The following is a 25,490-nucleotide window of genomic DNA, read 5'->3' on the forward strand; positions in this document are numbered from 1 at the left end:
AGAAAAGCCGCTGGTTGAGCGGCTTTTTTTGTTGCACAAAAAGGTACAGGTTTTTGTAGAGGGGTATGGAGATGTACCTACTGGCAGTACATTTTGCGTAATCTGGTCAAACGCTGATTAATTGCTCGTATAATGTCGTCTGTCGAAAGATACAAAAACCTGTACTTTTGCGACTGCGCCTAGCTGCGAGCGAGAAGCCTGTTCTAAACGCCCCTGCATTTGCGTGCATCGCAAAGCCAAAAAGAGGGGGCGAGAACATGGAACAGACGGCACGGCGCCAAGAGCAGCTGCCGGGCGCATTTAACGGCGCCACCACCTACAGCCAGCACGGCCGCGTCCGCTGGTATCTGGTCCACACCCCCAATGGAAAAGAGCGCGAGACCTGCGAAAAGGTCCGCCGCATTATCCCGCACAACCTTATGCAGGATGCTTTTGTGATGCAAAAGGAGTTCTGGTTTAAGCGGGACGGCGCCTGGTCGCTCCAAACCAAACCCATGTACAAGGAATATTTCTTCGTCGCCACGCACGATGCCGCCGCGCTCGATAGGGCTTTGGCCCAGTTGAGCTTTGGCTGCCGTATTGCCGGCAGCAGGGAGCGGGCGTACATGCCCATGCCGGACGATGCACAGGACTGGTACCGCAGCGTGCTCGACGACGACGGCGTGGTGCGCAACAGCGTCGCGCGCATAGAAGACGGCGTGTTGCACATAGAGCAGGGGCCCTTGGTGGGGCAAGAGGCCCGCGTAAAGAAGATCGACCGTCATAAACGCTGGTGCCTGGTAAACGTGGGCGAAGGCGACTCCGCTTTTAGGGAGCTGCTTGCGCTGGACGTTCCCATCAAGACGTAAGGGAGACGTTGCACCGGCAATTTATTTGGTTTTTGAATCCGTGGATGGGGGGGGGGTTCCTGGGGACAGGAACGTTAGTTTTATTGTGGCTGCTAAAGAAGTAACAGAGAGCAATGCGCCCGTGGGGGCGACGCTCATTGCTCAGGCTATGGACCGGCGCGAGGGCGCGGCGGGTGCTGGTGCCGGTTCCGCTGCAAACACGGGTGCGGTGAGCCTCCCGGGCTCGCCCGAGTTCGCTGCTGAGTCCCGCGCGCTCGACTCGCGCTCCTTCGGGTATCGCTTCGTGAAGCGTGCCTTCGACATCGCCTTCAGCGCGTGCGTCTGTGCCGTGGCGTTCATCCCTGGCGTGGTGCTCTGCGCGTTCATCGCGGCTGACACCAAGGGCGCTCCCATCTATTCGCACGAGCGCGCGGGGCGCTTCGGCCGCCCCATCCACGTGCTCAAGTTCCGCTCCATGGTCGCCGACGCCAACGACGTGGAGAAGTATCTCACCCCCGAGCAGATCGAGGAGTGGCACCGCGAGCGCAAGGTCACGAACGACCCGCGCATCACCAAGTTGGGTCGCGTCCTGCGCAAGACCTCCCTCGACGAGATACCTCAGTTTATCAACGTGCTCGCGGGCCAGCTCTCCGTGATCGGGCCCCGGGCCATCACCTACGAAGAACTGGGGAACTTCACGCACGAGCAGCAGGTGCAGGTGCTTGCCGTCCCCCAGGGCATCACCGGCGCTTGGCAGTCAGGGCCTCGCAACCTCGCGACATTCGAGAACGGTCTGCGCCAGGAGTTCGAGCTCACTTATGCGCGAGGCGCGTGCCTCAAGTCCGACTGGCGGGTCTTCTTCAAGACCTTCTCGGTGATGTTCGGCAAGAACAAGACAGGGAGGTAGGCATGGATTCCCAGACTTTCCCTCCCTACAGCGTGCTTATGAGCCTTTACGCCAAGGAGCGCGCCGAGTACTTACGCGAGGCGCTGAATTCGATGCTCGCCCAGACGGTGCCCCCGGCGGAAGTCGTCATCGTGAAGGACGGCCCGCTGACTGACGAGCTCGAGGACGTCCTCTCCGAGTACGACGCGGCCAACCCCGGCCTGTTCAGTTTCGTCTCCTACCCCGAGAACAGAGGCCTCGGCTACGCGCTTGCCCGGGGCATTGAGGCGTGCTCAAACGAGATCGTAGCCCGCATGGACACCGATGACCACGCTCTGTCGGGGCGCATGGAGTGTCAGCTTGCCCTCATGGCCGAGCAAGGCCTCGACATGGTGGGTAGCAACGTAACGGAGTTCGTCGAGGCCTGGGACAGGCCCGTGGCGACGACGGACCTGCCCATAACCCACGACGAGATCGTCGCTTACTCCAAGCGCCGCAATCCCTTCCGGCACCCGCCTATGACCTTCCGGCGCTCGAAGGTGCTCGCCGCTGGGAGTTACAACGACGACTTCCACTACTTCGAAGACTGGGACCTCTTCAACCGGATGCTCGCCTCGGGCTGCCGTGCGGCCAACGTGCGCGAGACCCTTGTGGCAATGCGCGTGAGTCCAGACTTCTACGCTCGCAGAGGAGGCCGCGCCTATCTGTCGCACGCGAGGCGCTTCAAGCGGGCGCAGCTGGCATGCGGGTACTTCAGCGCTGCCGACTACTTCATCTCGTTTGTTCCCCAGGCAGTTGTCTGCCTCATGCCCAACGCCCTTCGCGGGCTCGTGTACACAAGGATTCTCCGGAAAGGGGGAAATGCGGAGTGACCGCGACCGCAGCAATCATTACCCTCTGCAACTCGCCGAATTATGGCTCTTGTCTGCAGAGCTATGCGACGTGGCGCGTTTTCGAGTCGCTGGGAGTCGCAGCCACGGTGGTCGACTACTACCGGCACGACGCTATCTCGGAGAACGAGACCGAGCGCGCCCTCAATGGACAGCTTGCCAAGAAGATCCCTATCTTGGGGCTGCCGGGTGCCAAGTCGCTCGCTTGCGATTCCATCTCGTGCATGCTCGCGCGCCGTCGCGCCTTGCTTCGGGCACCGAGACTTGGTAATTCTCTCCTATCAACGGGACTGCATCATGACTAATATCCTTGTATACGCTGAGGCATGGGGTGTCGGTGGGATAGAAACATACCTTCTGGGGCTCTTTCGTGAGCTAGCCCCAAAGGGTTTCTCGTTCACGTTGATCACTACCTGGGATTGGAATTGCTCTTACGACGATGTGCTGGCCTCGCTCGGTGTTGAGCGTCGTGCGGTTTTCAATGGCTACAAGCCCGGACAGGTGAGACGCCTCAAGGACGGGCTTAGTGCGTTCAAGAGACTTCTCGATGAAAACAGCTTCGATGCTGTGCATATCAATACGATGAATGGAATGGGGTTCGCCTATGCCCAGGTTGCTGCGAGTCGTGGAGTGCCGGTGTGCATCGTGCACTCGCACAACTCTGATGTTGGCGCGGGCGGCAGGATAGTTAAAAGGTTCGTGCACTCAGTCGCTCGCTCAGTGCTATCGGGCGCTGAGACTTCGAGGCTCGCATGTTCCGAGGAAGCGGGGCGGTATCTCTTCGGGAGGAAGCCGTTTACGGTCGTGCGTAATGGCTTTGACACGGTTCGCTTCGCGTTCGATTCTGCCGTTCGTGGTGCTTGCCGCAGCGAGCTGGGGGTGCCCGCCGATGCACTGCTGTTGGGTAACCCTTCGCGTCTCGCGCCCGCCAAGAATCCCCTCTTCCAATTGGATGTGTTTTCCGAGGTGCTGAGGGCTGAGCCTTCTGCCTACTACCTCATGCAAGGGGACGGCGAGATGAGGGAACAGGTACGAGAACACGCAGATTCGCTTGGTGTGGCTGCGCACGTTATCTGGTTCGAGCCGAGAGCGGACGTGGCGCCACTCTACAACGCGATGGACGTGTTGCTGTTTCCTTCGCTGCACGAGGGGCAGCCTCTCGTCCCGGTCGAGGCACAGGCTTCGGGTCTTCCGGTCCTCATGTCTGTGAACGTATCTGACGAGACTGCCGTTACTGATTTGACTCGGTCCGAGGGGCTTGACCGTCCGGCTTCTCTTTGGGGAGAAGAGATCCTGGCTATGGCTCGGGAGCCACGCAATCGCGCTATCTATGCGGATCAGATTCGCAAGGCGGGCTACGACGTTGCAGATACTTCTGAAATCATGGCCAATATTTATCAAACACAAGGGGTGAGATAATATGGCGGGTGAAACCCCCATCAAAGTGTTAAACATCGTCCCGTCGCTCGCTATGGATGCAGGCGTTACTTCGTTTGTTCGGAACATGTTCTTGTTTCGTGACAGTTCGCGCGTCTCGTACGACTACCTGCATCATGACGTTGTTAATGGCGAGCTGCGACATCCGCTCAACTACGATGACGAATTCAAAGGGCGCGGTGCCAAGGTCTTTACGGTCACGCATGCGGGAACTGATCTCTCGGCCTTCATTAGAGAGGTCAAAGGGTTCTTTCAAGAGCATGGTTCTGAATACGACGTCGTGCACTGCCACATGCCCAACTCGGCATTCTGGACGCTTCGTTACGCGGCCGAAGCCGGGGTTGCCCATCGCGTGCTACACAGTCATCTCAACAGCAGCTCGGATAGGTTCAGCCATCGTGTGCGCAACGCGCCGCTCATCTGGTTCGGGCGGCGCTGGGCGACCGACGGGGTCGCGTGCTCCGAAGACGCCGGCCGCTACCTCTTCAGGGGGAAGGACTTCCTGGTGATGAGGAACGGCATCGATATCGACCGCTTCGCCTTCAACCCTGAGGTCCGGACGGCCTGCAGGGTGGAACTCGGAATAGGTCCCGAGGAGCCCGTGGTGGGATGCGTGGGCCGGATTTCCTTGCAGAAGAACTTCTCCTTCGCGGTCAGGGCTTTCGGTGAGTATGTGGCTGCTCACGGCCCTGCCAGGCTTGTAATCATCGGGGAGAGCAACAGCGCCGATGAACGCCGGGAACTCCAGGAGCTCGTCGACGAAATGGGTCTGGAAAACTCCGTGATGCTGCTTGGCTTGAGGAGCGACGCCTATCGTCTCTACTCGCTCTTCGATGTCTTCTTTATGCCGTCGCTTTATGAGGGCCTTCCCGTCTCGGCCGTGGAGGCACAGGCGGCGGGACTGCCGTGTGTTTACTCGACTGGTGTGCCCGCCGAGACGGACATCGCCGGGACTGGTTCGTTCACGGCGCTCGACGCGCCGCTGGCCAACTGGGCGAGGGCGCTCAATGTGGCGATCGAGGGCGGCAGGCACCTGGAGGCCCCTAACAAACTAGAGGCTGCGGGCTACTCAGCCGAGGCAAACGCCGCGCGGCTTATGGAGTACTACGAAAGGCTGTTGAGCCGATGAGCTACGTAAGCAGGATCTCAAGAAAGATTGGTGATATGGCGAATCCATTGCTCGCCAAGGGCAGAAGGAAGAAGCTCACCCGCACTGACTTCAGCATCTTCTCGAACAACTGTTGGGCCGGCTCGGTGTATCGGCGTTACGGACTTCCCTATAGCAGTCCAACCGCCGGCCTCTACTTCTTCGCGAGCGACTACGTGAAGTTCGCCTCGAGGCTCAGGCACTACACTGCGACGCCGTTAGAGTTCATCGACGCACGAGACTCCCGTTATGCCGATCAGCTTCGCGAGAAGGGCGAGCTCGACAAGCCCGTCGCTCGTCTCGATGATATCGAGGTCGTGTTCCTGCACTATCCCTCCCCGGAGGAAGCCGCAGAGAAGTGGGCCCGCCGCTGCGAGCGGATCAACTGGGGCGACGTCTTCATCAAGTTCAGCCAGATGAACTGCTGCACAGAGGAGGATCTCAGGGCCTTCGATGCCATTCCCTTCGGCAACAAGGTCTGCTTCACGGCGTCGCCGAGGCCCGAGCTCGCGTGCGCCGTGCACTTCCCCGGCTATAGCGAGCGGGGGGGGGTCCTCAATGATACGGACTATTACTCGCGGTACATCGACTTGGAAGAATGGCTCTGCAGGCCCCCGGAGATCTACGGACTCGGTTAGCTGGCCCTATTCGCACGGGCTTTGCTGCCCTCTCTGCCTCGACCTCTATTCGATTGACTTTGAGCGGGGCGAGTTTCGATGAGGGTAAAACGCATCGCCTGCTCGATTATCAGGAGGATTCTTTTGTTCAGGTACGGGAAGAGGCTCGAACTCGGCCGGCGTCCATCCCCTAGGCTTCTCTGGGGCCTTCGATTGGGGAAAGGCTGCCATGTGAAGATTGGTGACGATGTTGTCATTAAGCCCGGTGCACGCATATGCGTTGTTGAGGGTGGTGCCCTTAGCATCGGGAACAATCTGTTCATGAATAGCGGATCCAGCATAACCGTGCTTGGAGAAACGGCTATCGGAGACCGTGTCCTGTTTGGCCCGAACGCCATGGTGTTCGACCATGACCATGATTATTCATCTGCAAAACCTGCCGTGACTTACAAACTCGGACATGTCCCTATCGGTGACGACGTCTGGCTTTGTGCAGGGTCGATCGTCACTCGCGACACCTCTGTTGGAGACCGATCGATTGTGGCTGCCAATGCGGTCGTATGCTCGAACTTGCCCCAGAACTCAGTTGCTGCGGGCGTTCCCGCAGTTGCCAAGAAGCAAATTTTGGAGTGGAGCTAGTGGATCAGATAATTTATCCGAATGAGGACCTGGTTTACAGACGCAATGTTACTGACGTGCATGGTCTTGTGAGGAGCGTGGGATTCAATCGATCGGTGGTGAGCAATGGATAGCCCACTCATTAGTGTCATCGTTCCCGTCTATAACGTTGAAGACTATCTCTTGGAATGCGTAGAGAGCCTCATCGGCCAGACGTACGCAAACCTTGAGATTTTGCTCATCGATGATGGGTCAACAGACTCTTCGCCTGAGATCTGCGAAATGCTCCAATCGCGCGACGGCAGAGTCCGCGCCTTGCATAAGGAGAACGGCGGTCTCTCGGATGCTAGGAACTATGGAGTGGAACGAGCCATCGGGGAGTATGTGTCCTTTATAGACGGTGATGACTATCTCGATGGCAACGCTTTCGAAACTGTCGCGAAAGAGCTCGCCGGCGGTGCCGACCTCGTTGCTTTCGGTATCGTGCTCGACTTTGAAGACGGCAGCCATGTGGATAAGGCTGCGCACGAGAGGCGTGTCTACTCGGGCACGGAGGGCATCGTAGCCCTGAATACGTTCAATGGGTTTGACGTGAGCGCTTGCAATAAGGTCTACCGCCGTACCCTTTTCGACAACGTGAGGTTTCCGAAAGGGAAGCTATGCGAGGATTTTTATGTTATGCCTAGGATTTTCGATCTCGCTAATCGGATTGTCCTTCTTCCGAATCCGTTCTATCACTATAGGCAGCGGAGCGGAAGCATCACCAAAGGTACGTCTTTCAACATGGACTTTATTAATGCGGCTGAGGACCAGCTTGCTTTTTTGGAGCGCAATCACCCTGAAATATCTTGTGTTGGCGAAAGCGCCCTCGGCTTCGCTTATCTAACTTATCTGAACTTCTGCATTGACAGATGTACGCTCGACGACGCCGTCCTGATACGCAATAAAATGAGGGACCGGTGCCCTGCGGTGCTAAGATGCCCCGGCCTGCCACGCTGGAAACGGCTCCAATATCTCTTTGCGTGTATTTCACCAAGAGTGTACGGCCGGCTGTACGCTCTTGGCGTCGAAAGACGGAGGGACTAGGATGAGGTTAATCGATAGGAAGCTGAGCCTGAATCCGCTGCTCTCCATTGCGGTCTTTCATGCCTGCGTAGTGCGTGTCGTGTACATTCCCGGCTACAACACTATCGCTTCGGTTTTGTGCGCGATTATTCTCTGCGTCATGCTCCTGAGAGTCAAAAAAATTTTTTCTGAGCCTTATTTGAAGGTCAACCTTCTTTTGTTCGCCATGTCCGCCGTAATGGTCGTCTCCTCGCTTTTGAACTCATACAACATGAATGGAACGTTGCTGTTTATCGCAAGGCTGAACCTACTGACTTGGTTCTTAGAGATCCAATGTTCTGAGGGTAGAATTCGCAGCACTGCCACGGTATTCTTCCTTTGCTGTGTGGTCTATCTTCTGATTACGTATTACTACATTGTTTCGGACCCTCTTATGGCTTGGCGGAATGAGCTCAACTATTTGGTCGGAACCAAGTTCTCGGTGTCCTATCTCGCCTTGTTCGGGCTCATCATGTACGTTATTGCCGCCGGGAGGTCAATAAAAACCATTCCACGAGCCGTGCTATTCGCCGCGCTTTGCGTCCTTGCGCTTCTTCTTGCCCTCAGGATTGACTGTAATACCGGAGCGATCGGCATCGTGCTCTTCATGCTCGCGATAGCGTTTAAACCTGTACTGGAGCACCCTTTGCATAAGCCCATAACATATCTTGTCACGTCCATATTCGTTACCTTTATCCTGTTTGCTTTTGGCGAGATCGTTCTGCACGTTGGTTTTGTTTCGGATGTCATCACAAACGTCTTCGGAAGGAGCTCTGACCTCTCTGGGCGAACCTACGTCTACGAGCACGTATTCCCGTTCCTGGTGAATAGTCCTCTTTTTGGCTACGGGTACAATAGCGTTTACGCTCTCTTCGAGGGCGTTATGATGTTCAGCGCTACTGGGAATGCCCTCGACGCCCAAAACGCCATTTTGGAATACTGCCTCTATTTCGGCCTCGTGGGCGTTGCCTTACTCTATTGCTATATCTGCTTCGTCCTTTCTAGGGGAGCCCGTCACATTGCAGAGGGGGATGACTGGGGGCGATACGTGTCCCTGGTTGGCCTATATGTCCTAACAGTCCTCGGGATGGCGGAGATAACAATCAATGTTCAATTCTTCGCATATATTGCGCTGTATGCTGCCCTTTCTGCCGAGGAAGCCCTAGCTCGCGATTTTGGTTACCCGGCTCCGGTCGGCCGAATTGCGACCATATTCAACTGATAATGGCCTATGACATGGAGGATCTAGCGATGGCCGATTCAAACAACCGCACAATATACGTTTCGACAATCATTGACTCGCACAATTACGGAACGGTCCTGCAGGCCGTTGCCACCCGGGACATATTGGGGCGTTATGGCCGTCCCGTCTTCGTTGACTACTGTCGCCCCCAGTGGACGCGATCCGGTTGGGCGCATCAGAAGATGTCCGGCGGCCGCGTCAACGGCTTTCTCAAGCTTGCTGCTGGCCTGGGCGCCAGGTTGCGATCAGAGCGGGTTTTTCGCCCCTTTATAGAGGGCCAGCTTTCACTTTGCGATGCAGGCCCTTTTCTGACGGGCGTTGGGCTTGATGCCCTTGACCGCGACGCCCTTTTCTGTGTGGGCAGCGACCAGACTTGGAACATCGAATGCAATGACGGTATTGATCCCGTGTACTTTCTCGAGCGGATTCCCGACGACAGGCGTAAGGTCGCATTTGCTGCGAGCTTTGGGCGGCCTAAGCTCGATGACGAGGAGGCGAATCTGACCAGACCTCTCCTGAGTGGCTTTGACGCGATCTCCGTCCGAGAACGCTCTAGTATTGACATCCTCGACAAGATGGGCATTCCCGGATCCGTCGCCCTGAAGGACCCGGTCCTGCTCTGCGATGAGAATCTATGGTATCGCCTCAGCGATTGCTCCCGGCTTCCTTTTGATTCTGGCTACGTCCTTCTGTACATGCTTAATCCGAATCCGGATATGATCTCCTATACCGTCAGGGTTAGCAAGGAGCTTGGCGTGCGCGCCTGCGTTGTTACCTTCAATCCGCTTCGGCTCCCTCCCCATGGTCTCCGCGCGGCCTGTCTTCCCACGCCGGGGGAATGGTTGAATCTGTTCTGCAATGCTGGCCTTGTCGTCACCGACTCGTTCCACGGAACGTGCTTCTCCCTCCTCTTCAACCGCCCCATGGTCGTCTTTGACCCGGCTAAATACTCAGTAAGGCTCCATGACGTCCTGAGCGACTTCGACCTTTTGGACAGACGCGTTCTGAACTCTCAGGACGCCTTTAATCGGTGCGTTCACCGCAATCCGATTGAATGGCGTGTCGTGAATGAGGGGCTCAAGCTTGAGCGAACGAAGGCGAGGGAATTCCTCGATAGCGCCTTTTCGCCTGCGTCATGAGCATGGGATCCGAATTTGCCTGTTTTAATTATTTGTGGAGGCCCAGTTAATGGTTCAAGAATCAAGCCGTGCCAAATACCTAATTAAGAACACCGCAATCTTCGCCATCGGCAACATTGCGACCAAGCTGATCACGTTCTTCTTGGTGCCGCTATATACGAACGCCCTTGCCACCGATCAGTATGGAACTGCAGACCTTGTTACCACCCTTTGCGCGGTGCTCGCCCCTGTGCTTATTCTCAACATCGGCGAGGGCGTGATGAGGTTCTCACTTGACGACGGGGCGGATTATAACAAGATTATGAGCGTCGGCCTCGCTCTGTTGGCGCTGTCTTTCGCTATTGGCCTTGTAATCATTCCCATCGCGGGCCTTTTCGGCGCTGTAGCCGGCTACACGATTTATATCTATTTCTATACAGTCACGCTTGCCGGGAGCCAGCTCTTCCTGTGCTATTTACGCGGTAAGGAACTGCTCGTCAGATATGCCGTCGGCAATATCCTCCAAACAATCGCCGTCGCCGTGCTCAATATCTTGTTCCTTCTCGTTCTCGACCTCGGCTTGCCTGGATACTTCATGGCCTACATATTGTCTTCAGCTGTGGCTATGGTCTACGCGTTTCTTGCTGGCAACGTTGTCGACGTCTTCAGAAACTTTAAGATCGATTTTGATTTGGCGAAAGAGATGTCGCGGTATTCGGCAGTGCTCATTCCCAATACGTTCATGTGGTGGATTATCAACTCTTCTGATAGGGTGCTCGTGACTGCTCTGCTTGGAACGGCTGCAAATGGAATATACGCCGTATCCTATAAAATTCCCTCGGTTGTCTCCGTCGTTGCGGGGATATTCAATCAAGCATGGAGCTATACAGCCATACATGAGGACGGAAGCGAAGACCGTGACGAATACTGTGACAGGGTCTACGGAGGTTTGGTAGGCGTCTCTGTCGTTACGGGAGTGGCGCTTCTCCTGTTTATGAAGCCGATAATGGGCATTTATGTCGAGGCTAGTTATTATGAAGCCTGGCGTTACACCCCCTTTCTTATCATAGGCAACGTATTTATGACCACCGGAACCTTTTTGGGCTCTTGGTATACGGTGAACAAGGACAGCAAGGGCTATCTGTTCTCTGCGACATTCGGTGCGATTGTAAATGTCTTACTGAACCTTGCCCTCATACCTTTTCTCGGCATCACCGGTTCTGCCTTGGCGACTTGCTTCAGCTACATCACGGTCTACGCTTACAGGGTTTTCGATACGAAACGGTACGTCAACATTAACACTATGAAGGCCAGTTATGCCGCCGCCTACGTCGTGCTCTTCCTTGCTGGTGGCACCCTCTTTATGGACGGCGCGGCTGGCGAGCTTCTAATGCTAGCTGAGCTGCTTGCCGTGATTGCCATTTTCAGGAGAGAGATGGGAACGCTCTTTTGCGGCCTGCTCCGAATTGTTAAAGAAAGGTTGGGTTAAGCGATGCAGCACCACCCTGATTCACCTAAGCCCTGCTTGCCTGTCCGCGTCTTGGCGCTCCGCGACAAGGACTATGAATCGTTGTCGCGCTCTGCCTCGGGAGGCGCGTTTGCTGTATTGGCGCGCGCCATGCTTGCAAGGGGAGGCGCCGTCTTCGGCGCCGAGCTGTGTGAAGACAATATTGTGAGAATCACCTGCGTGGAGGACGTCTCTGAGTTGTGGCGCCTTCAGGGCTCTAAATACGTGCAGTGCTCGCCAAACGGAAGTTTCGACCATTGCCGGGAGCTTCTTGAGTCGGGCCGTGACGTTCTATTTAGCGGCACCCCCTGTCTGGTCTACGCCCTCAAGAGCTATCTGGCGCGCAAGGGACTCAGAGCCTGCAGCGGTAAGCTGGTCACTGTTGATTTGGTCTGCCATGGCGTCACAAGCCCCGAGTTATTCAGGCTTTACGTTGCTTGGCTTGAGAGCAAGCTCAAGGCCGTTCCGGGAAGCCTTCGATACACTTTTCGCTCCAAGAATAGACCTTGGGGTCTCTACTACTACTACTACTACACCTCCGCCATTGACCTCAAGCGCAAGGAGGCTATTGGGCCATACAGCGATGACCCGTATTACCGCGCTTTCTTGAGTGGAAAGTACTATCGCAAGTCCTGTTATTCATGCCGTTTTGCGCAGCCCGAGCGCGTAGGCGATATAACCATTGGAGACTATTGGGGCATCGAGAAAGCCCACCCCGATTTCTATGATGAGAGGGGAGTCTCACTGGCGATGCTAAACACACCTGTGGGACTGCGCTATTTTGAGGAAGAATGCGCCGATGGTTGCACATGGGTGGAATCGGACCTTGAAAGGGCGTCCGCCGAAAACGTCAACCTGTTGCATCCCTCGCGTCGGGCTCCGGAGGATGAGGCTGCTGCTGCTGAGCTTTACAGGGCCGTCGCATCTGGAGACTCCGACCTCATCTTTGGCAAATTCCTCCGTCAACGCGGCATCAAAGGCCTTTTAAAGGACTGTCTGCCGCATGATTGGATTGAATGCGTCAGAACCCTAAAGAATCGCTTTAAGTGATTGATTGCCACCAAGGTGAAGATGCCAGAGATTCTTTCATGGTTGATTTCCGATTTCAGCCGAACACATTGAGCGGATAGGCCGTTCCCGCGGTCGGCCGAACGCCCCCGAGGCCCCTCCCGGGCCCCGGGGGCGGCATTTTCCAGTTGAAGGAACGGTGGAGATGTGTTTCGATGAGTCCGGTGGCCATGCCCCACCCTCCGCCCGGCACCTCTTCCCAGACTCAGCTGGACGGCCGGTCCGCCTATTCCGTTTTTCCCTTCAGGCTGGGACGGCGGGAAATCGCCCCTCCCTGCGCGCGTTCGCCCTATCGGCCCCGGCGTCAGGTTGTCAGGTCAGACTACGGGCCCGGGCGGCGATACTGTTCGCTGCCCGGGCCCCGTTGCGTTTTGGGGCTCTGACGCCGTGCCTTCGCCTACTCAGGCTACGGCTGCGCGGCGACTACAGCCTTCGCCAGCGCCTCGGCGGCCTTGCGCTTGGAGTCCATGTTCACGTGGGTGTAGATGTCCATGATGGTGGCGCATGTGGCGTGCCCGGCGAGAACCTGCATGACCTTGGAATGCACGTCTGCCCTCGCGAGTGCGGTAAGATAGGAATGGCGAAGCTCGTGGAAGCAGAAGCCCTCGGCGCATTCAAGCGGTCGAGCATTCGCAAGTCAATTCCTCCTTTCACCGACTGGCAAAAAGATTTACACCTAATTGTGGACATTGCCCACACGGTTTTCATTTCTCCTGCATTGATCTCGCTAAAATAATAACTGCTGCTACCAGGGCATTTTCTGGTGCACATTCTATTGGCTCCTGCGAAGATCGGAGCGGGTATGTTTGCCGCCGAGTCCCACACCAGCCGTCATCACATCGCGATCGCTGCCATGGCCTGCCTGTGCGTTTTGCTGGGCGGGCCTTCTTATGCCGCGGGCGCGGAGAGCCTGTTCATCGCGGGCGCGACGTACTTCGAGCCGGGCGTGTCGGGCCCCGGTTGGGCCTGGACCGATGCCGGCCATCTGGAGCTTGACGGCTACGCGGGCGACGCCATCGGCGCCGACGGCGACCTGGTCGTGACGCTTGTGGGGCGCAACTCGGTGACGGAGTCTCATACGCCCGACGCGGACATCACGCAGTGCGGCATGGAGGTGTGGGGCAACCTGACGCTTCGCGGCACCGGGTCCCTGGCGGCATCGGGCTCGCAGTGCGCGATCCACGTCTCGCGGGCCTTCGCGATGGACGGCTGCGCCGTCAATGCCCGGGCGGACGGGGCAAACGTCACGGACGAGGCCGTGGCCGGCGTGATCGCCGGCGACATGGCCGTGCGCGGCGGAGGGCGCGTCATCGCCGTCGGTGCCGCGCCCTCCGCCGGCGTGTGTGCCTACGGTGTGTACCTGCAGGATGCGGGCGCCGGCGACGGCTCGGCCGGGTGTGGGCTTTCCGTCGACGCCTCGTGGGTCGATGCGGCCGGTACCGATGGCGGCGTTGCATGCACGGGCGGGTCGCTCGTGGCCGCGCGGTTCGCGGCGCCCGCGGGCGGGGCCTTCGGTGCTGGCGGCGCGGTGGATGCTTTTGGGGCGATGGCACCGCATGTGGTGATCGAGCCCCGGGGCGCCAACGTCCCGGCGGGGGAGACCGACGGGTGCGAGGTGCCCGGCGGCGCGGGCGATCCGGCCGGCGGTGCCGGTCCTGCCGTTGGGCAGCCCGGTGCCGGGTCCGCGACAGATCCCGTGCTGAAGCCCGCGACCACGACGCCTAAGACGACCGCGACAACCGAAACGACGGTGACCAGGACCACCGTGTCCACGCCATCCAAGGCCAAGACTGCCAGCTCCGCCGTCACGCTCCCCAAGACCGCCGACAACAACTGGATCGCCGTCTCCTTGGCGCTATTCCTGCTGGGAATAGCGCTTCTGGGTGCCACTCGCCGTTGCTGAGGCGCCCGTTTGGGCTGGACGAGGGGGAAAGGAAACCGACTATAAGCGAGTTTTACGCTTCCCAAAGCAGGGGCGCGCCGGCTAACGCCGGCGCGCCCCTGCTATTCAAAGAAGCTCGGAAGCCTCTATGCGTCTGTGCAAAAGCGCGTGAACGAGCTCACCTCTTGAGCCCCCAAGAAATTCGCGAGCGCATCAACTCGGGCGTGGCCACCCTGCTGGCCGCGCCCCTCTGCAACGCGCTGCTGCTGGTTTTACCATTTCTGATTTGGGATAGGCACCTTCGCTAGCTCCATGCAAGTGAATTGTGGTCCCACGTGGATTCTTTGGGCCCGATCGCGAGCGCGGGCCCGAAGGCTGTAGTAGCTGGCCCATGCCTGGCGCGACGGGTCGCAGACGCTTTCCTGGCTGCCGCCGTCCCAATAGGTGGGCACGTCCATGCGCGCCTTGGCCTGGGACGAGCCGTTGGTCTGGGTTACGTGGAAGGTCGTCGCGGTGCCCGCGGGGGCGTCGTCCCACGAGACGGTGAAGGTGACGCCGTTTTGGGTTGCCGTGGCGGAGTGGGCGTAGCCGGTTTGTGACGTGGTGGAGATGGCCTCGGGTGTGGGGGTGGTTTGGGCTCGGAGGGATGGGGTGGGGGCTGTGGCGGCCGTGTCGATTGCGGCGGTGGTGGCGTCAGCGCTTTCCGTGTTGACAGCGCTGGTGCCGGTGGATGTTGCGGCGCCGTCCTCTGCGGTATCTGCTGTCGCATTTGTGATGGCGCCGTCTTCGGCCTTGCCCGTGTCGCCGTTCGTGGCATCGGCTTGCGCCTGCTGCTCGGATGTTGGTCGAGGCTGGATGGCTTCCGCGATGGCTGCCATGGGCATCGTCGCGCTGACCATGGGCGCGCACGCGATCGCGCAGAGCAGGTAGTAAAGGGGTCGTTTCATAGCGGAGCCTCTCGGTGAGCAGCCAATAGGGTCCGAAGGCAGCTCCAGGCAAGCACTCCGCACATATTTTGTTGCGATTTATTTTACGGGAACCCCAGTCAACATCAGCGAACTTTCTGGGGGATGTTGGGGAGGGGAGAGTTCTCGGCGGTGCCGTGCGTAGATGTCTTCGTCCTCGGCGATGTGTCCGTCGGCGAGGAGCTCGAAGCGGCCATGCTGAACAATGCCAATCCGCCCGTCTGCGCAGCTAAACTCCCGGATTATGCGCATCGAGATTGTCACGGCGTTGTCGTCGATATTGTTTTCGCGGACCGTGTACATGCATTAGATGGGGAGGCGCTTGTATCCGTAGGGGCGCACCAGCATTTTCGATGCGATCGCCGTCAAGACAATTGGGTGTGCATCAAGGCGCCGTTAACTGCATGAGCCGATTTCTTATAACCTGTTTAAGCAAAGCGAGAATGGGGAATAAAAATCACTGCCCATCGCGAGTTGGCGATGGGGTACGCTACTGCTGTCAATATCGCAAACGACGAAATTCCGACGTTCGCAACATTGACACCAGCGTTGCCTGCTGCTAGCTGGATAAGAGCCTCGATGGTCATAAGTACCAATTCCTCGCTTTCGTCTAGTATGCCATAGGCAAGCATTGTTTTAGGTGGCCGCGAAAGCGTTGGTTGCACTTGCTGCGCCTTTGATTAGCCTGTCCGGGGAGGGTTAGCCGCCGCTTGTTGATCCGGACAGGTTGATTTATTTGGGGGGTATTTTGGCCGAGTTCGATATCGCTTGTATTCCTCGATATAGTTCCAAAAGTTCATATGCCCATTTCGATCATAGGGCCTCTTTTGCCGAAGTCCAGGACAAGATCCTTGATCCAGGGTACGTTTCCCATCACGCGTTTTACCCTCTAATTTCCAACGAGATCATCGCCGTTCGGTATCGTGGAGGTAAGCGAAGCTGCAAGGTTCGCAATATCGCGTACGCCTCGCATTTCGATCACCGCGTCTTTCAGTACTATTCTTATCTATGGTCGGACTTATATAACAAGAGGGCCATTGCCGAAGAGTTTAATGAGGTTGCCGTAGCGTACCGCTCTTCACTTTCATCAGACAGCGCCGTAACTGCTGGCAGCAATATTTCATCAGCTAAAAAGGCCTTCGATTATATACGCGAGCAAGATTCGGCTTTTGTGCTTACGGGCGATTTCGAGAGCTTCTTCGACAACTTAAATCATGTCTATCTAATGAGGTCGTTACGTTCTTTGTTTCCCAATGGACGTTTGCCGGATGATCACTATCAAGTTATTAAAAACATTCTTCACTATTCGTGCTGGCCTATTGTGGATTTGGCGGCTCGACATGGTTTGCCATGGCCAGTAATCGATCTTACTTCGGAGAAGACGATCAGTGATGAGGCTATCGAACTTCGGTTTAAGTCTATCCGTGAACTTAATAAGTTGGATGTTATCTTGCCAAAAGCGGAGTTTCTTGCAAACAAGAGCAAAATTATTACCAGACCGTGGGTACAGGATGGCTCTGCGTTGGGCATTCCTCAGGGTCTTGCCGCAAGCGGAGTGCTCGCTAACATTTATATGGCCGATATCGATATGAAAGTCAGACTTGCCGTTGAGCGGGTTGGCGGCTTGTATCTTCGTTATTGCGATGACTTTATTATTGCCGTTCCAAAATCTGGCTTTGATGCACTTGTAGAGGCCATCAATCTAATGACCGATGTTGATTCCGTTAAACTGCAGCCTGAGAAAACCAAGGCGTTCCGGGTTGATAGCAGCGGGGTTGCTCAGCTTGATTTTGAAAGCGTTCGTACGGGTAAGGTCCATTCGTACTCCGGTGCACATCCGGCACAGAAAGTCAGCTTCTTGGGGTTTGACTTTGACGGGTGCGTTGTAAGACTTCGACAATCTACAGTTGGAAGGTACCACAAGCGTCTCCGTGAGGCGGCCAGTGCGATTGCGCGTTCTAATCAGGGGGAGGGAAGGCACGCATCAAAAAAGCGCGTCTCCGCTCTGTATCAACATTATTCACCGCTCGGTATTAAGGGAAGAAGGCTATGCCCATCGGGTGATGCGGGCCCTTCTGCATTTTCTCGCTATGGGAACTTTCTTTCCTACGTGGCAAGAGCCCAAAAGGCGTTTCCAAATGATCCGATTGCCCCTGATGAGGCTAAGATCTACAGGAAGATTAAGCGCTTGAGTGCTCGGTAGGCGATGGTTTTAGCACTGAATTATCCATAGCCATAAATACTTAATCGATATCGGCCAATTCCAATCATCAGGTAATAACGATGTGTCTTCTTCCCGTCGCGACACGATGTCTCTGGAGCTCGTGCCCATAACATCAGATTGATATGACAAGAGACGCTTCGTGTATCCAGTCACCGACGCTAACGCAGCCATTTTTTACGAGCACCAATTATCATCTAGAGAGATTTTTTGGCATGCTTGTCGTATTTCCTCATCGCCTTTTTGTAAGCCTTTGGATGATTGAGATAATAAGTTGCTTTAGCTTTTAATTCCTCTTGATCGGGCTCGTAGGGCAATGCGGCTCCGCATCGAGAGCAAAACCAGTTCGGCGTCCCGAACGGCGTGTAAAAGAGCGAATTAACTTGAAAGCTATTATCGCTACGAGGGATAAAATCCATATGTGGGCAGTAGCTCTGCGCTAACTTTCGGTGCCGTTTTTTGCGGCTTTCAATAAACTCGTTGATATCGAATTTAACGCCAAAATGTATGATTGCGATTATTGCAGGAGCGAGTATTACAACGAGAAAGAATGCCACTCCGCATTTCTCTATCAGTAATTTTGAAACAGAGTCGCTCAATTCTTACTCCTTTTGTTACGCAGATTGCGTCGAAAATGTTGGTGCTAGGGTGGCACCCTAGCACAGTTTAACGAAAGAACGGCCTTCGTCCTGGAATCTGAAATCACCACAACAGGTTCAAGGAAAGGATGAAGACCGCTACGGAAACCTTACCAGACCTGATGCCGGACATGCTCGCCATGCCCCGGTTCGAAGACGGCGCCATCGACATGCAGGAATTGCTGCGCAGGCTCGCCGATTAGGTCGTGAACGTCGTGATGGACGCCGAGGCCGAACGAGTGTGCGGCGTCGGAGCGAACGGCCGCGAGGACTACTGCGAGCGCAGCCTCTTCCCGGAGGACGTGATCGAGCGATGCCGGCGCGTCGGCTGTGCCCTCGTGGCCGCCGTGGTCTAGATGTACGCTGCGGGCGCTAGCACCCGCAAGGCGCAGAGGGTGGCAGAGAAGATGGGCGTATCGAGGCTCTCCATGGACCAGGTGAGCGCAATCGCCTCGAGCCTGAACGTCGACATTGAGGAACGATCCGACGATATGGCTACACTTCTTTTGAGTAACTACTCTATGCGCTGTTTAAAGAGGGCTTTGCAAGAAAATTTGGCCCTTGTCGTCGGCGGCACTTCGCTTGTGCATGGCTTTTAAAATGGCATATCGTCTTCGATATCCTCTAGATGGGAAATCAGATTCGCCATGATGGCCTCTTTTTTTCTGGGACTCGCATTATCGAGTAGGTTTACAAAGTCAGAGATGGCGTTGATTGATATAGACCCTGGTTTTGTTTTGACTGCTCCATTGATTAGGATGTCAGTTAGATATTTGACGTTTTCAAGTGAACTGTCTAATAAATGTGATTTAAGCAGATTATGCAGACGCGTGCGAATGGTGTCTGCATCCAGCTCAAAAGTTGATAAATAACTTTTGTAGACAGTATGTTGGCTTATTTCATTAATAAAAATGCGAAAGGCCTGCTTTTCCTTTGTTGTGAAAAACGGTGATTCGCGTTCATCTTCGCGCTCATCTGGGAGATCAAAAGCGTCAAGATACCTTGTGTATTCGCTATCAATAAGATCGTCTTTATGTCTTAGAAAAATCGGCTTTATGTAGTCACTGACGTCGTCATCCTTTAATATCCATTCGACTTGCTGGTTTTCTAAGGCGACTGAAAGGATACGGAGCTCTTGTTGATCTGTGGTCACGTGGGGGCTGGAACTTAGTTTTGAAATAATCGAATGCGTCTCAGCGAAGGAAAGTGAATTTGCCAGCGCTTCTATTAGATCATTAACGCCAGCGTTAGCGGCGTTCTTCGTATCGACATCGCTGGTGTCCGTTGTGATCTCGAATTTCTCTTCGTCTTTAGGGCGATTATTAAGTTTGATTACATTTTTCAAGTCGTCTTCGACCGTGATATTGTTCCGATCCTTGAAATACTCGGCCATTCTTTTGTCGTCGGTGCAAATCAGCACCTGCTTTTCTTCTGAACTCTGTTCGAGAAAAAAGTCGATTGATGCAACGATGCAAGCATCTTTAAAGCCCTTATCACTCTTTTCTTCAAATGGCGGCTCGTGATTAATTGCCCAGTTGTATATGCGAGAGAACGCGTACTCGACTGGCGCTTGTGGTAAGACGGTAAACGGAATTGATTTGTCGCTGCGGATTTTCTTTTCGACTTGTTCGAAAGCCAAACTCTCGGCCTCATCTATTGAAAAGCTCGTCAGCTTGAGTATTCCGCTTCTATTAATTTGCGCCTGTTCCCTCAGAAAAGACAAACGTTTCTGCGTTACTATTTCATCGATAACAACTTCGGGAATATATAGTTCGTTAGTTGCAGCAATTGCCTGCAATTGCTTTCGGTTGCCTAGAAGCTCGGAATATGAGTTTTCGTTCCTGGCTAGATTCGTGTCGACGATTACTATCACGATTATCCCCCTCGGACGGTTTCTTCTTAAACAATAATATCCATTGCGATGCATCAATGAGCGTCATCAATTGTTGCAACGCAGACGGTGCAACACGCTTGCAGTCCTGATTTCTTATTACCTTGAGCGCTGCGGTAATTCGCTCAAGGCGGTGGCGGTAGCATTGCGATTCTTGTTCGCAAGCGCGGCACTCTGGCCAATCTCATCACTGACGAGCTGACTAAAGAGGGGACCTCATACTTCTACGGGCTTTTCTCAGATACAGAGCTAGTGTTCATTGAATTCAATGCGTTTGCTTTATCCAGGATTACCGATGCAGTGTCTGGAGAAAAGGGCGTCAGCCGGTCTGCTGCGGACAAAATAATCGACTCCATCTCTGATGAGCTGCTGACTGGCTCCAGGAGATTCGAGTATGGGCGGTCCTATGCCATGCTTCTAGGAGCGCTGCGGAAACACCTTAAAAATGACTGCGCCGCGATGGGCCTTTCGTAGCACTTCGAATATATCGTGAGTATCTTTTCCGAGGGCTCCCTGTGGCATTTCTCCGATTACCTTGATACAGATATCTCTATGATGACCGTTCACTCTGCTAAGGGGCTCGAGTGGGACATTGTTTTCATTCCGGGCGTTACGCGTTTCGACTGGCCTGGAGGGATTTGCTCTCGGTGCGAAAGAGCTGGTATATGCTCGCGCTCTGCGTATGGATGCCGGATCGTTGATGCGATGAATATGCCCGACGGGCTTATTGAGGAAATGGGCCTGCTGTACGTCGGCGTCACTCGCGCCCGCAAAGCGGTATGTGTCTCCGCTTCTATGCAGCGCAGGACAAATTACGGGAACTATCAGGTTGCCTGCCCCTCTTGCCTAACGTCTCTTCCGGGCATTGAGCCTGTGAGCTGGTCGGTCATGGACGGAGAGGGGTGATTTGTGGCGGTATGGAGCGTGTCTACTGTTGGCGCGAGGTCCGGTCAGTGGCCTGGTCGGACCTCGCTGGGCGTGAAGCGGCCGTTCAGTGCGAAATATAGTGCTTTAGGGCTTCGGAAAGATCGTCTCTCAGGTCGTTTTCCAACAAGGAAATTGCACGATCGACATCGATTTTGTTGTCCATACCAAAATAATGGCCAACGCTTGTTGCAAGAGACTTGTCGTTGAATAGCCCGAGAATCTCATTGTAATCATGGCCTTCAATGGCCTGTTGATATCTGTCGTTAACGTTCTTTTCTATGCTCGCAAAATCAATTAAGGATGCTATGCCATCGGCAGTCAGCTGCTCATTATCCGAAATAGTTATTCCGGAAAGCACTTCTTTTACGCCTGCTACAAGCGCTTCCTATGTCTGCTTCTTTGATTGTTTGCTGAACCTTTCACTTACATATGTCTTAATGCTGGAAAAGGTCTTATCTGCATCAGTACCGAAACGCTGAGATAGAATCTGCACCGCTTCTTTGGTAAGAAAAAGATTTTCAACTTCTGCGACCTTAAGGTGGAAGATGCCCTTTTCCTTAAGGGTGTTGAGCTGTTCCTCGGTTTTAAAGTCTCTGTCTATGATGCCCCGGGCCTTTATGGCATGAAGGCTTGGGGTACGATTATATGCCTTCACATTATTGATGACCTGCTCGCATCCGCCGGAAGGGACTACATAACAATCGGGAAAGAGTGCGGAATAGATCCGCTTGTCGTAACTTCCTTCGGTTCCTTCAACGAATAGGACTTCTTTCCGGTTGCCAAGGAGCTCTATTAAGAGTTCCTTTGGAAGGTCGCTATCGGGAAGCTTTTCTAATTCCCATTTGGTGCCATCGAAATTTTTAACCCAGATAATATCCGAGCTTCGGTGTGTTGAGGCGAAATTAACATCGTGGGTTATGTAGATAAAGAGGCAGTCTGGGCGCGACTGCTCTAGGGAAGTCCAGAGTCGCGCCATAAGCGATGGATGCAAATGAACTTCAGGTTCATCCATGATGATTATTTTGTCGTTTGGGACACAAAGAACTTGTGCGGCAAGATATAGCACTGAACGCTCGCCGTCGCTCATTTGCGTTGCGCTGTAGCGATCCGTTTTACTTTGGGAGTACGCGTAGAAGGCCGCGTCTTCCTGCTCGATCTTTCTTTGAGGAAAGACTTCATCCCAAATTTCTTTAAGCTTATCTAGGGCTGTTTTCGGTAGAGGGGGCCTTTCTGCAGAAATAGACTCCGCATGTTTGCATTCATCAATAAACCGTTGGTTTTCAAGATTTACTTGTGCGATGAGGGCTGCTAAAACATCGTCAAAATCGTCGAGGAGCTTTGTTGTGTAGCTTTCACCCCATCCCCATCGAACTTGTTTGTACTCCTTATATTGGGAGCCGCCGTAAAAAACGTTATCTTCTGCTTCTGTAAAGCTTTTTAAAGGGACTCTCTCAGAAAAATTGATATCGCGTTGTGCTGAGATTCTATGGACCTTTTCGAAATCTTGTTGCTCTATCCAAGCTCCGAGTTTTGATTTGCCAGACCCATTTGCTCCGATGATAACGACGGAGTTGACTTGGGCTTCATGACGGGTCTTTATGTTGTCGGCATTGGGTAGCCAGTATTCAAATATCGGTTTATCTTCTGACAATTGTCTCACCCGGTAATAACGATTATTAATTTACTTAATAATGGTATCGCTAAGTCCCAGTAGCCTGCTTGGATCCTGCTTTGCATTGCCATAATCTTCGATTTTGTGGCCATGGTTGTTCTCCTCAGGCTTAAGGCGCCACTCGACCGGTTGCGATCCGATGTTCGATACTCCCGTTGGTATGTAAATTTGGGCGTTTTGATAGCGAGGTTGCGCGTGACGCCTCGAAGTGCATCATAGGTTGGGCGTGGAGTTGGGGTGCTATAGAAGACGGGACCGTGCAGGGAAATATTATTACCAGAATCATTCTTCCGATTTAGTGGCCGCTCGAGGCGGCTGTACCTCACGATGCCGATTCAGCCATCGGCCCACCTGAACTCCTCGATCATTCGCCCGGCAATCACGACAGTGCTGACAACGATGTCGCTTTCTCGTACCGTGAACATGCAGTAGGTCGGTAAGGGCCAGTTGGCGTAGATGCTCATCCCGTTCGTTAAAGAAGCTTCCAATGGATCGCCCTGCTCGCCGGGTAGTAGGTTAACGACGTCATCGTTCACGTTCCTACTACTACACACTGGACAACCTGACTTCGACCATAAGGCCCTCGCCAAGTCACCTCCATGTTATACTTGCCGTAAAAACTTTACGGCAAGTATAACATGGAGGTTTCGATGCTAACGCGTTTTGAGGTCGAGGGATTCCGAAACTTCTCCCATAGATTTACCTTCAATTTGACCGATGTCAGGGACTATAGATTCAATACGTCAGCCATCAATGAGGGCATCGTTTCTTGTGGCCTTATCTACGGTAAAAACGCCGTCGGCAAAACAAATTTCTCCAATGCTCTTCTCGATATTTCAGCAAATGTGGGGCGTCGGACCTTCTATTCCAATAAAACTAATTACCTCAGCGCAGTTGATGGGGTCACGTCGGCGTGCTTTGCCTACACGTTTCGCTTTGGGAATGACGAAGTTGCTTATCGTTACGAAAAGACTGGGATAACAGACTATCTTCGTGAGACAGTGGCTGTTAACGGCAAGATTGCATTTGATTACGACCACCGTGCAGGTAAAGTGCTCGATGGCGATTTGGCTTCTATTGGTGCCGATCGATTAAACTGGGAGTTCAAATCTCCCGGCATTTCTGTTTTGGCGTATGTGTGCAATAACATTCCTTTTGAGAGGGCAATGCCTCTTTTTAGGCTTTATATGTTTGCGCGGTCAATGGATGCCATTGGCGACGCACATATGAACGACCGTAACCTTGTCTCTACCATTGCCGAAAACGTTATTTCGAATGACTTGGTTTCTGAGCTTCAGGCTTTTTTGAATGACTTTGGAATTCGAGAACGCCTTACTGCGCGTGAAACGCCATCGGGTGATATCGCTTTGTACTTTGAAAAAAGTCGACTTATTCCGTTTGTAGAAAACTGTTCAAGCGGCACTGTTGCGCTGCTGCGACTGTTTAATTATTTCCATGCTACAAGTGTGCCGTCCTTGCTATTTGTCGATGAGTTCGATGCGTTCTACCATCACGATCTCGCCGAGAAGGTCGTTGATTATTTTAAGTCCCAGACTGGACGCCAGGTGCTTTGCGCATCTCATAATACAGATTTGTTCAGCAATAAAATCCTTAGGCCAGACTGCTTATTCATTCTTTCGGATCACAATATTATTTCAGCTGCCAATGCAACAGATAGGGAACTAAGGGAAGGGCACAACCTCGAAAAGCTCTATAAGGCTGGCGAATTCGATGTCTAGGAAGCAAGTCCTGCTTATCGTTGAGGGCATAAAGCAAGAGATTAAACTCTTCCAGGCTCTCTTTAGGTGCTATGGCCTCGACATTGGCTATGAGATCGTTTCCTATAACACAAATATCTACGAGCTTTACGAAAGGATGTTTTCGGACGGCTTTCAGGACGACTTATCGCTTCTCGGCGTCCTTAAGGAACGTGCGTCCGAAGAGGATAAGTGGTTATTTGACCAGGATTATTCTGATGTTTTGCTGGTCTTTGACTATGAGCCCCAAGATAATAGGTTCTCACCTGCAAGGTTAGAGGAAATGCAACGTTACTTTAACGAGAGCACAGACAATGGCAAGCTCTACGTTAACTATCCAATGGTCGAGGCATGTAAGCACTTTCTGAAAATGCCCGACGTAGAATATTTGAACAGAACTGTTTCGCGAGAAGACGTTTTGAAATACAAGTCAATCGTTGGCAATGCTTCTAGGTACCAGAGTTTTGAGCGGCATTTTATTAGGCCTGACGTTGATGAAATGATTGTACTTACCGCCATCAAGGCGCTTCGGTTGTGCGGCCATAACGGCGTGGCCGGTTATGAGTCTGAGTATAGAGATCTTGACCATGAGACGGTCGTGAAGGCGCAAAACGATGCTTTGCGTTTGGCCGATGAGGTGTGGGTTCTTGGTACCTGTCTGCTATTTATTTTAGATTACTCAACGGGTCTTATTGATTTCGCGGGAATGGAGTCGAAATTACTTGGCTAGGTTTCTGGACGCTGCTAGTTCTGACTAATGTTGTCGATGCGGGGCTGTCATTTCGGAAGTGCGGTGAAAAATCGGAAACATCCGAGTACACACCGGTTTTTGCCAACAAAACTGCAGGTCGCGGATGCCCAAAACAGGGGCCTGTTTGACAGATCTCGGTTTTTCACCGCACCCCCGATTGGGCGCGCATTTAGCACTCTCGATGTCCCCACATCCTCTAAAAAGTTCTTAAAACAGCCTTAAAGGCGCCTTGGCTCGCGTTGACAGCGGTCGCGCGCGCAGACGTGGTGTAAGAGTGTCCTGAGGTCCGTCGCTGCAAGCCCCGATGTTACTCCTTCTTGAGGC

General features: G+C 53.9%; 27 protein-coding genes. 21 read left to right on the forward strand and 6 right to left on the reverse strand.

The window, feature by feature from the left end; genetic code table 11:
- Positions 1-257 precede the first annotated feature (257 nt).
- From I1M21_RS07440 to I1M21_RS07500, 13 genes are all read left to right on the forward strand, one after another.
- Positions 258-848 (forward strand): hypothetical protein, encoded by a 591-nt coding sequence (locus I1M21_RS07440; protein WP_195193070.1) that lies wholly within the window; start codon positions 258-260, stop codon positions 846-848.
- 85 nt (positions 849-933) lie between these two features.
- A complete protein-coding gene (locus I1M21_RS07445) occupies positions 934-1,734 on the forward strand; it encodes a sugar transferase (protein ID WP_271763115.1) in 801 nt (266 codons plus the stop codon).
- 2 nt (positions 1,735-1,736) lie between these two features.
- A complete protein-coding gene (locus I1M21_RS07450; RefSeq protein ID WP_099431599.1) occupies positions 1,737-2,585 on the forward strand; it encodes a glycosyltransferase in 849 nt (282 codons plus the stop codon).
- Positions 2,582-2,908, forward strand: coding sequence for a hypothetical protein (locus I1M21_RS07455; protein ID WP_195193071.1), 327 nt, complete (start codon positions 2,582-2,584; stop codon positions 2,906-2,908). Before I1M21_RS07450 ends, I1M21_RS07455 begins: the two co-directional genes overlap by 4 nt.
- Positions 2,901-4,022 carry a glycosyltransferase gene (locus I1M21_RS07460; protein WP_172622427.1) on the forward strand — a complete coding sequence of 374 codons (1,122 nt, stop codon included), beginning with the start codon at positions 2,901-2,903 and terminating at the stop codon, positions 4,020-4,022. Before I1M21_RS07455 ends, I1M21_RS07460 begins: the two co-directional genes overlap by 8 nt.
- Position 4,023: 1 nt before the next feature.
- Entirely contained in the window at positions 4,024-5,169 is a 1,146-nt protein-coding gene (locus tag I1M21_RS07465; protein ID WP_195193072.1) for a glycosyltransferase, read from the forward strand.
- On the forward strand, positions 5,166-5,825 hold the full coding sequence (locus I1M21_RS07470) for a DUF1919 domain-containing protein (RefSeq protein ID WP_195193073.1): 660 nt from the start codon (positions 5,166-5,168) through the stop codon (positions 5,823-5,825). Before I1M21_RS07465 ends, I1M21_RS07470 begins: the two co-directional genes overlap by 4 nt.
- Positions 5,826-6,035: 210 nt before the next feature.
- Entirely contained in the window at positions 6,036-6,443 is a 408-nt protein-coding gene (locus tag I1M21_RS09970; protein WP_195193074.1) for an acyltransferase, read from the forward strand.
- Positions 6,444-6,548: 105 nt separating this feature from the next.
- Positions 6,549-7,508, forward strand: coding sequence for a glycosyltransferase family 2 protein (locus tag I1M21_RS07480; protein WP_099431604.1), 960 nt, complete (start codon positions 6,549-6,551; stop codon positions 7,506-7,508).
- Position 7,509: 1 nt separating this feature from the next.
- Complete coding sequence (locus tag I1M21_RS07485; RefSeq protein ID WP_195193076.1) at positions 7,510-8,748, forward strand: O-antigen ligase family protein; 1,239 nt, start codon at positions 7,510-7,512, stop codon at positions 8,746-8,748.
- 29 nt (positions 8,749-8,777) lie between these two features.
- Positions 8,778-9,908, forward strand: coding sequence for a polysaccharide pyruvyl transferase family protein (locus tag I1M21_RS07490; protein WP_195193077.1), 1,131 nt, complete (start codon positions 8,778-8,780; stop codon positions 9,906-9,908).
- 49 nt (positions 9,909-9,957) lie between these two features.
- On the forward strand, positions 9,958-11,376 hold the full coding sequence (locus I1M21_RS07495) for an oligosaccharide flippase family protein (RefSeq protein WP_099431607.1): 1,419 nt from the start codon (positions 9,958-9,960) through the stop codon (positions 11,374-11,376).
- A 129-nt stretch (positions 11,377-11,505) separates the two neighbouring features.
- Positions 11,506-12,444 carry a Coenzyme F420 hydrogenase/dehydrogenase, beta subunit C-terminal domain gene (locus I1M21_RS07500; RefSeq protein ID WP_229025679.1) on the forward strand — a complete coding sequence of 313 codons (939 nt, stop codon included), beginning with the start codon at positions 11,506-11,508 and terminating at the stop codon, positions 12,442-12,444.
- Between the two features lie 424 nt (positions 12,445-12,868).
- On the opposite strand, the gene I1M21_RS07505 is transcribed toward I1M21_RS07500, so the two are convergent.
- Positions 12,869-13,009 (reverse strand): hypothetical protein, encoded by a 141-nt coding sequence (locus tag I1M21_RS07505; RefSeq protein WP_232049536.1) that lies wholly within the window; start codon positions 13,007-13,009, stop codon positions 12,869-12,871.
- A gap of 30 nt (positions 13,010-13,039) precedes the next feature.
- On the opposite strand from I1M21_RS07505, the gene I1M21_RS07510 reads away from it, so the two are divergent.
- Together I1M21_RS07510 and I1M21_RS07515 are read left to right on the forward strand one after the other, a co-directional pair.
- The gene (locus tag I1M21_RS07510; RefSeq protein ID WP_195193079.1) at positions 13,040-13,198 is read left to right on the forward strand and encodes a hypothetical protein; all 159 of its coding nucleotides are present in this window, start codon (positions 13,040-13,042) and stop codon (positions 13,196-13,198) included.
- Between the two features lie 39 nt (positions 13,199-13,237).
- Positions 13,238-14,365: a hypothetical protein gene (locus tag I1M21_RS07515; RefSeq protein ID WP_195193080.1), complete on the forward strand. Its 1,128-nt coding sequence runs from the start codon at positions 13,238-13,240 to the stop codon at positions 14,363-14,365.
- Between the two features lie 251 nt (positions 14,366-14,616).
- Here the strand turns inward: I1M21_RS07515 and I1M21_RS07520 are convergent, their stop codons facing one another.
- Positions 14,617-15,291, reverse strand: a complete 675-nt coding sequence (locus I1M21_RS07520; RefSeq protein ID WP_195193081.1) for a hypothetical protein — start codon at positions 15,289-15,291, stop codon at positions 14,617-14,619.
- A 766-nt stretch (positions 15,292-16,057) separates the two neighbouring features.
- On the opposite strand from I1M21_RS07520, the gene I1M21_RS07525 reads away from it, so the two are divergent.
- Positions 16,058-17,512 carry a reverse transcriptase domain-containing protein gene (locus tag I1M21_RS07525; RefSeq protein ID WP_195193082.1) on the forward strand — a complete coding sequence of 485 codons (1,455 nt, stop codon included), beginning with the start codon at positions 16,058-16,060 and terminating at the stop codon, positions 17,510-17,512.
- Between the two features lie 215 nt (positions 17,513-17,727).
- On the opposite strand, the gene I1M21_RS07530 is transcribed toward I1M21_RS07525, so the two are convergent.
- Positions 17,728-18,129, reverse strand: coding sequence for a hypothetical protein (locus tag I1M21_RS07530; RefSeq protein WP_195193083.1), 402 nt, complete (start codon positions 18,127-18,129; stop codon positions 17,728-17,730).
- 245 nt (positions 18,130-18,374) lie between these two features.
- On the opposite strand from I1M21_RS07530, the gene I1M21_RS07535 reads away from it, so the two are divergent.
- Positions 18,375-18,524: a hypothetical protein gene (locus tag I1M21_RS07535; RefSeq protein WP_195193084.1), complete on the forward strand. Its 150-nt coding sequence runs from the start codon at positions 18,375-18,377 to the stop codon at positions 18,522-18,524.
- On the forward strand, positions 18,525-18,767 hold the full coding sequence (locus I1M21_RS07540) for a transposase (RefSeq protein ID WP_411160877.1): 243 nt from the start codon (positions 18,525-18,527) through the stop codon (positions 18,765-18,767). It begins immediately after the preceding gene.
- Here I1M21_RS07540 and I1M21_RS07545 read toward each other — a convergent pair.
- On the reverse strand, positions 18,764-20,041 hold the full coding sequence (locus I1M21_RS07545; protein WP_195193086.1) for a PIN domain-containing protein: 1,278 nt from the start codon (positions 20,039-20,041) through the stop codon (positions 18,764-18,766). The two genes, I1M21_RS07540 and I1M21_RS07545, sit on opposite strands and share 4 nt — an antisense overlap.
- 570 nt (positions 20,042-20,611) lie before the next feature.
- Here I1M21_RS07545 and I1M21_RS10015 point away from each other — a divergent pair.
- Entirely contained in the window at positions 20,612-20,965 is a 354-nt protein-coding gene (locus I1M21_RS10015) for a 3'-5' exonuclease (protein ID WP_411160878.1), read from the forward strand.
- 85 nt (positions 20,966-21,050) lie between these two features.
- Here the strand turns inward: I1M21_RS10015 and I1M21_RS07555 are convergent, their stop codons facing one another.
- Both I1M21_RS07555 and I1M21_RS07560 read right to left on the reverse strand, forming a co-directional pair.
- Entirely contained in the window at positions 21,051-21,344 is a 294-nt protein-coding gene (locus tag I1M21_RS07555; protein ID WP_195193088.1) for a hypothetical protein, read from the reverse strand.
- A gap of 27 nt (positions 21,345-21,371) precedes the next feature.
- The gene (locus I1M21_RS07560; protein WP_195193089.1) at positions 21,372-22,637 is read right to left on the reverse strand and encodes an ATP-dependent nuclease; all 1,266 of its coding nucleotides are present in this window, start codon (positions 22,635-22,637) and stop codon (positions 21,372-21,374) included.
- 671 nt (positions 22,638-23,308) lie between these two features.
- Between I1M21_RS07560 and I1M21_RS07565 the strand changes: the two genes are divergently transcribed.
- Positions 23,309-24,397, forward strand: coding sequence for an AAA family ATPase (locus tag I1M21_RS07565; RefSeq protein ID WP_229025681.1), 1,089 nt, complete (start codon positions 23,309-23,311; stop codon positions 24,395-24,397).
- Positions 24,390-25,145 (forward strand): hypothetical protein, encoded by a 756-nt coding sequence (locus I1M21_RS07570; RefSeq protein WP_195193091.1) that lies wholly within the window; start codon positions 24,390-24,392, stop codon positions 25,143-25,145. The genes I1M21_RS07565 and I1M21_RS07570 overlap by 8 nt, the downstream gene beginning before the upstream one ends.
- Positions 25,146-25,490 lie beyond the last annotated feature (345 nt).

Source organism: Collinsella aerofaciens, from assembly GCF_015546965.1.
GTDB lineage: Bacteria > Actinomycetota > Coriobacteriia > Coriobacteriales > Coriobacteriaceae > Collinsella > Collinsella aerofaciens_X.

Bases quoted from the DNA above. Each gene is read 5' to 3' on its own strand.
- I1M21_RS07510 (WP_195193079.1), top strand. From the start codon at position 13,040: ATGGCGAAGCTCGTGGAAGCAGAAGCCCTCGGCGCATTCAAGCGGTCG.
- I1M21_RS07470 (WP_195193073.1), top strand. From the start codon at position 5,166: ATGAGCTACGTAAGCAGGATCTCAAGAAAGATTGGTGATATGGCGAAT.
- I1M21_RS07500 (WP_229025679.1), top strand. From the start codon at position 11,506: ATGCTTGCAAGGGGAGGCGCCGTCTTCGGCGCCGAGCTGTGTGAAGAC.
- I1M21_RS07570 (WP_195193091.1), top strand. From the start codon at position 24,390: ATGTCTAGGAAGCAAGTCCTGCTTATCGTTGAGGGCATAAAGCAAGAG.
- I1M21_RS07440 (WP_195193070.1), top strand. From the start codon at position 258: ATGGAACAGACGGCACGGCGCCAAGAGCAGCTGCCGGGCGCATTTAAC.
- I1M21_RS07465 (WP_195193072.1), top strand. From the start codon at position 4,024: ATGGCGGGTGAAACCCCCATCAAAGTGTTAAACATCGTCCCGTCGCTC.
- I1M21_RS07480 (WP_099431604.1), top strand. From the start codon at position 6,549: ATGGATAGCCCACTCATTAGTGTCATCGTTCCCGTCTATAACGTTGAA.
- I1M21_RS07540 (WP_411160877.1), top strand. From the start codon at position 18,525: ATGTACGCTGCGGGCGCTAGCACCCGCAAGGCGCAGAGGGTGGCAGAG.
- I1M21_RS07460 (WP_172622427.1), top strand. From the start codon at position 2,901: ATGACTAATATCCTTGTATACGCTGAGGCATGGGGTGTCGGTGGGATA.
- I1M21_RS07450 (WP_099431599.1), top strand. From the start codon at position 1,737: ATGGATTCCCAGACTTTCCCTCCCTACAGCGTGCTTATGAGCCTTTAC.
- I1M21_RS07495 (WP_099431607.1), top strand. From the start codon at position 9,958: ATGGTTCAAGAATCAAGCCGTGCCAAATACCTAATTAAGAACACCGCA.
- I1M21_RS07485 (WP_195193076.1), top strand. From the start codon at position 7,510: ATGAGGTTAATCGATAGGAAGCTGAGCCTGAATCCGCTGCTCTCCATT.
- I1M21_RS10015 (WP_411160878.1), top strand. From the start codon at position 20,612: ATGATGACCGTTCACTCTGCTAAGGGGCTCGAGTGGGACATTGTTTTC.
- I1M21_RS07490 (WP_195193077.1), top strand. From the start codon at position 8,778: ATGGCCGATTCAAACAACCGCACAATATACGTTTCGACAATCATTGAC.
- I1M21_RS07520 (WP_195193081.1), bottom strand. From the start codon at position 15,291: ATGAAACGACCCCTTTACTACCTGCTCTGCGCGATCGCGTGCGCGCCC.
- I1M21_RS07565 (WP_229025681.1), top strand. From the start codon at position 23,309: ATGCTAACGCGTTTTGAGGTCGAGGGATTCCGAAACTTCTCCCATAGA.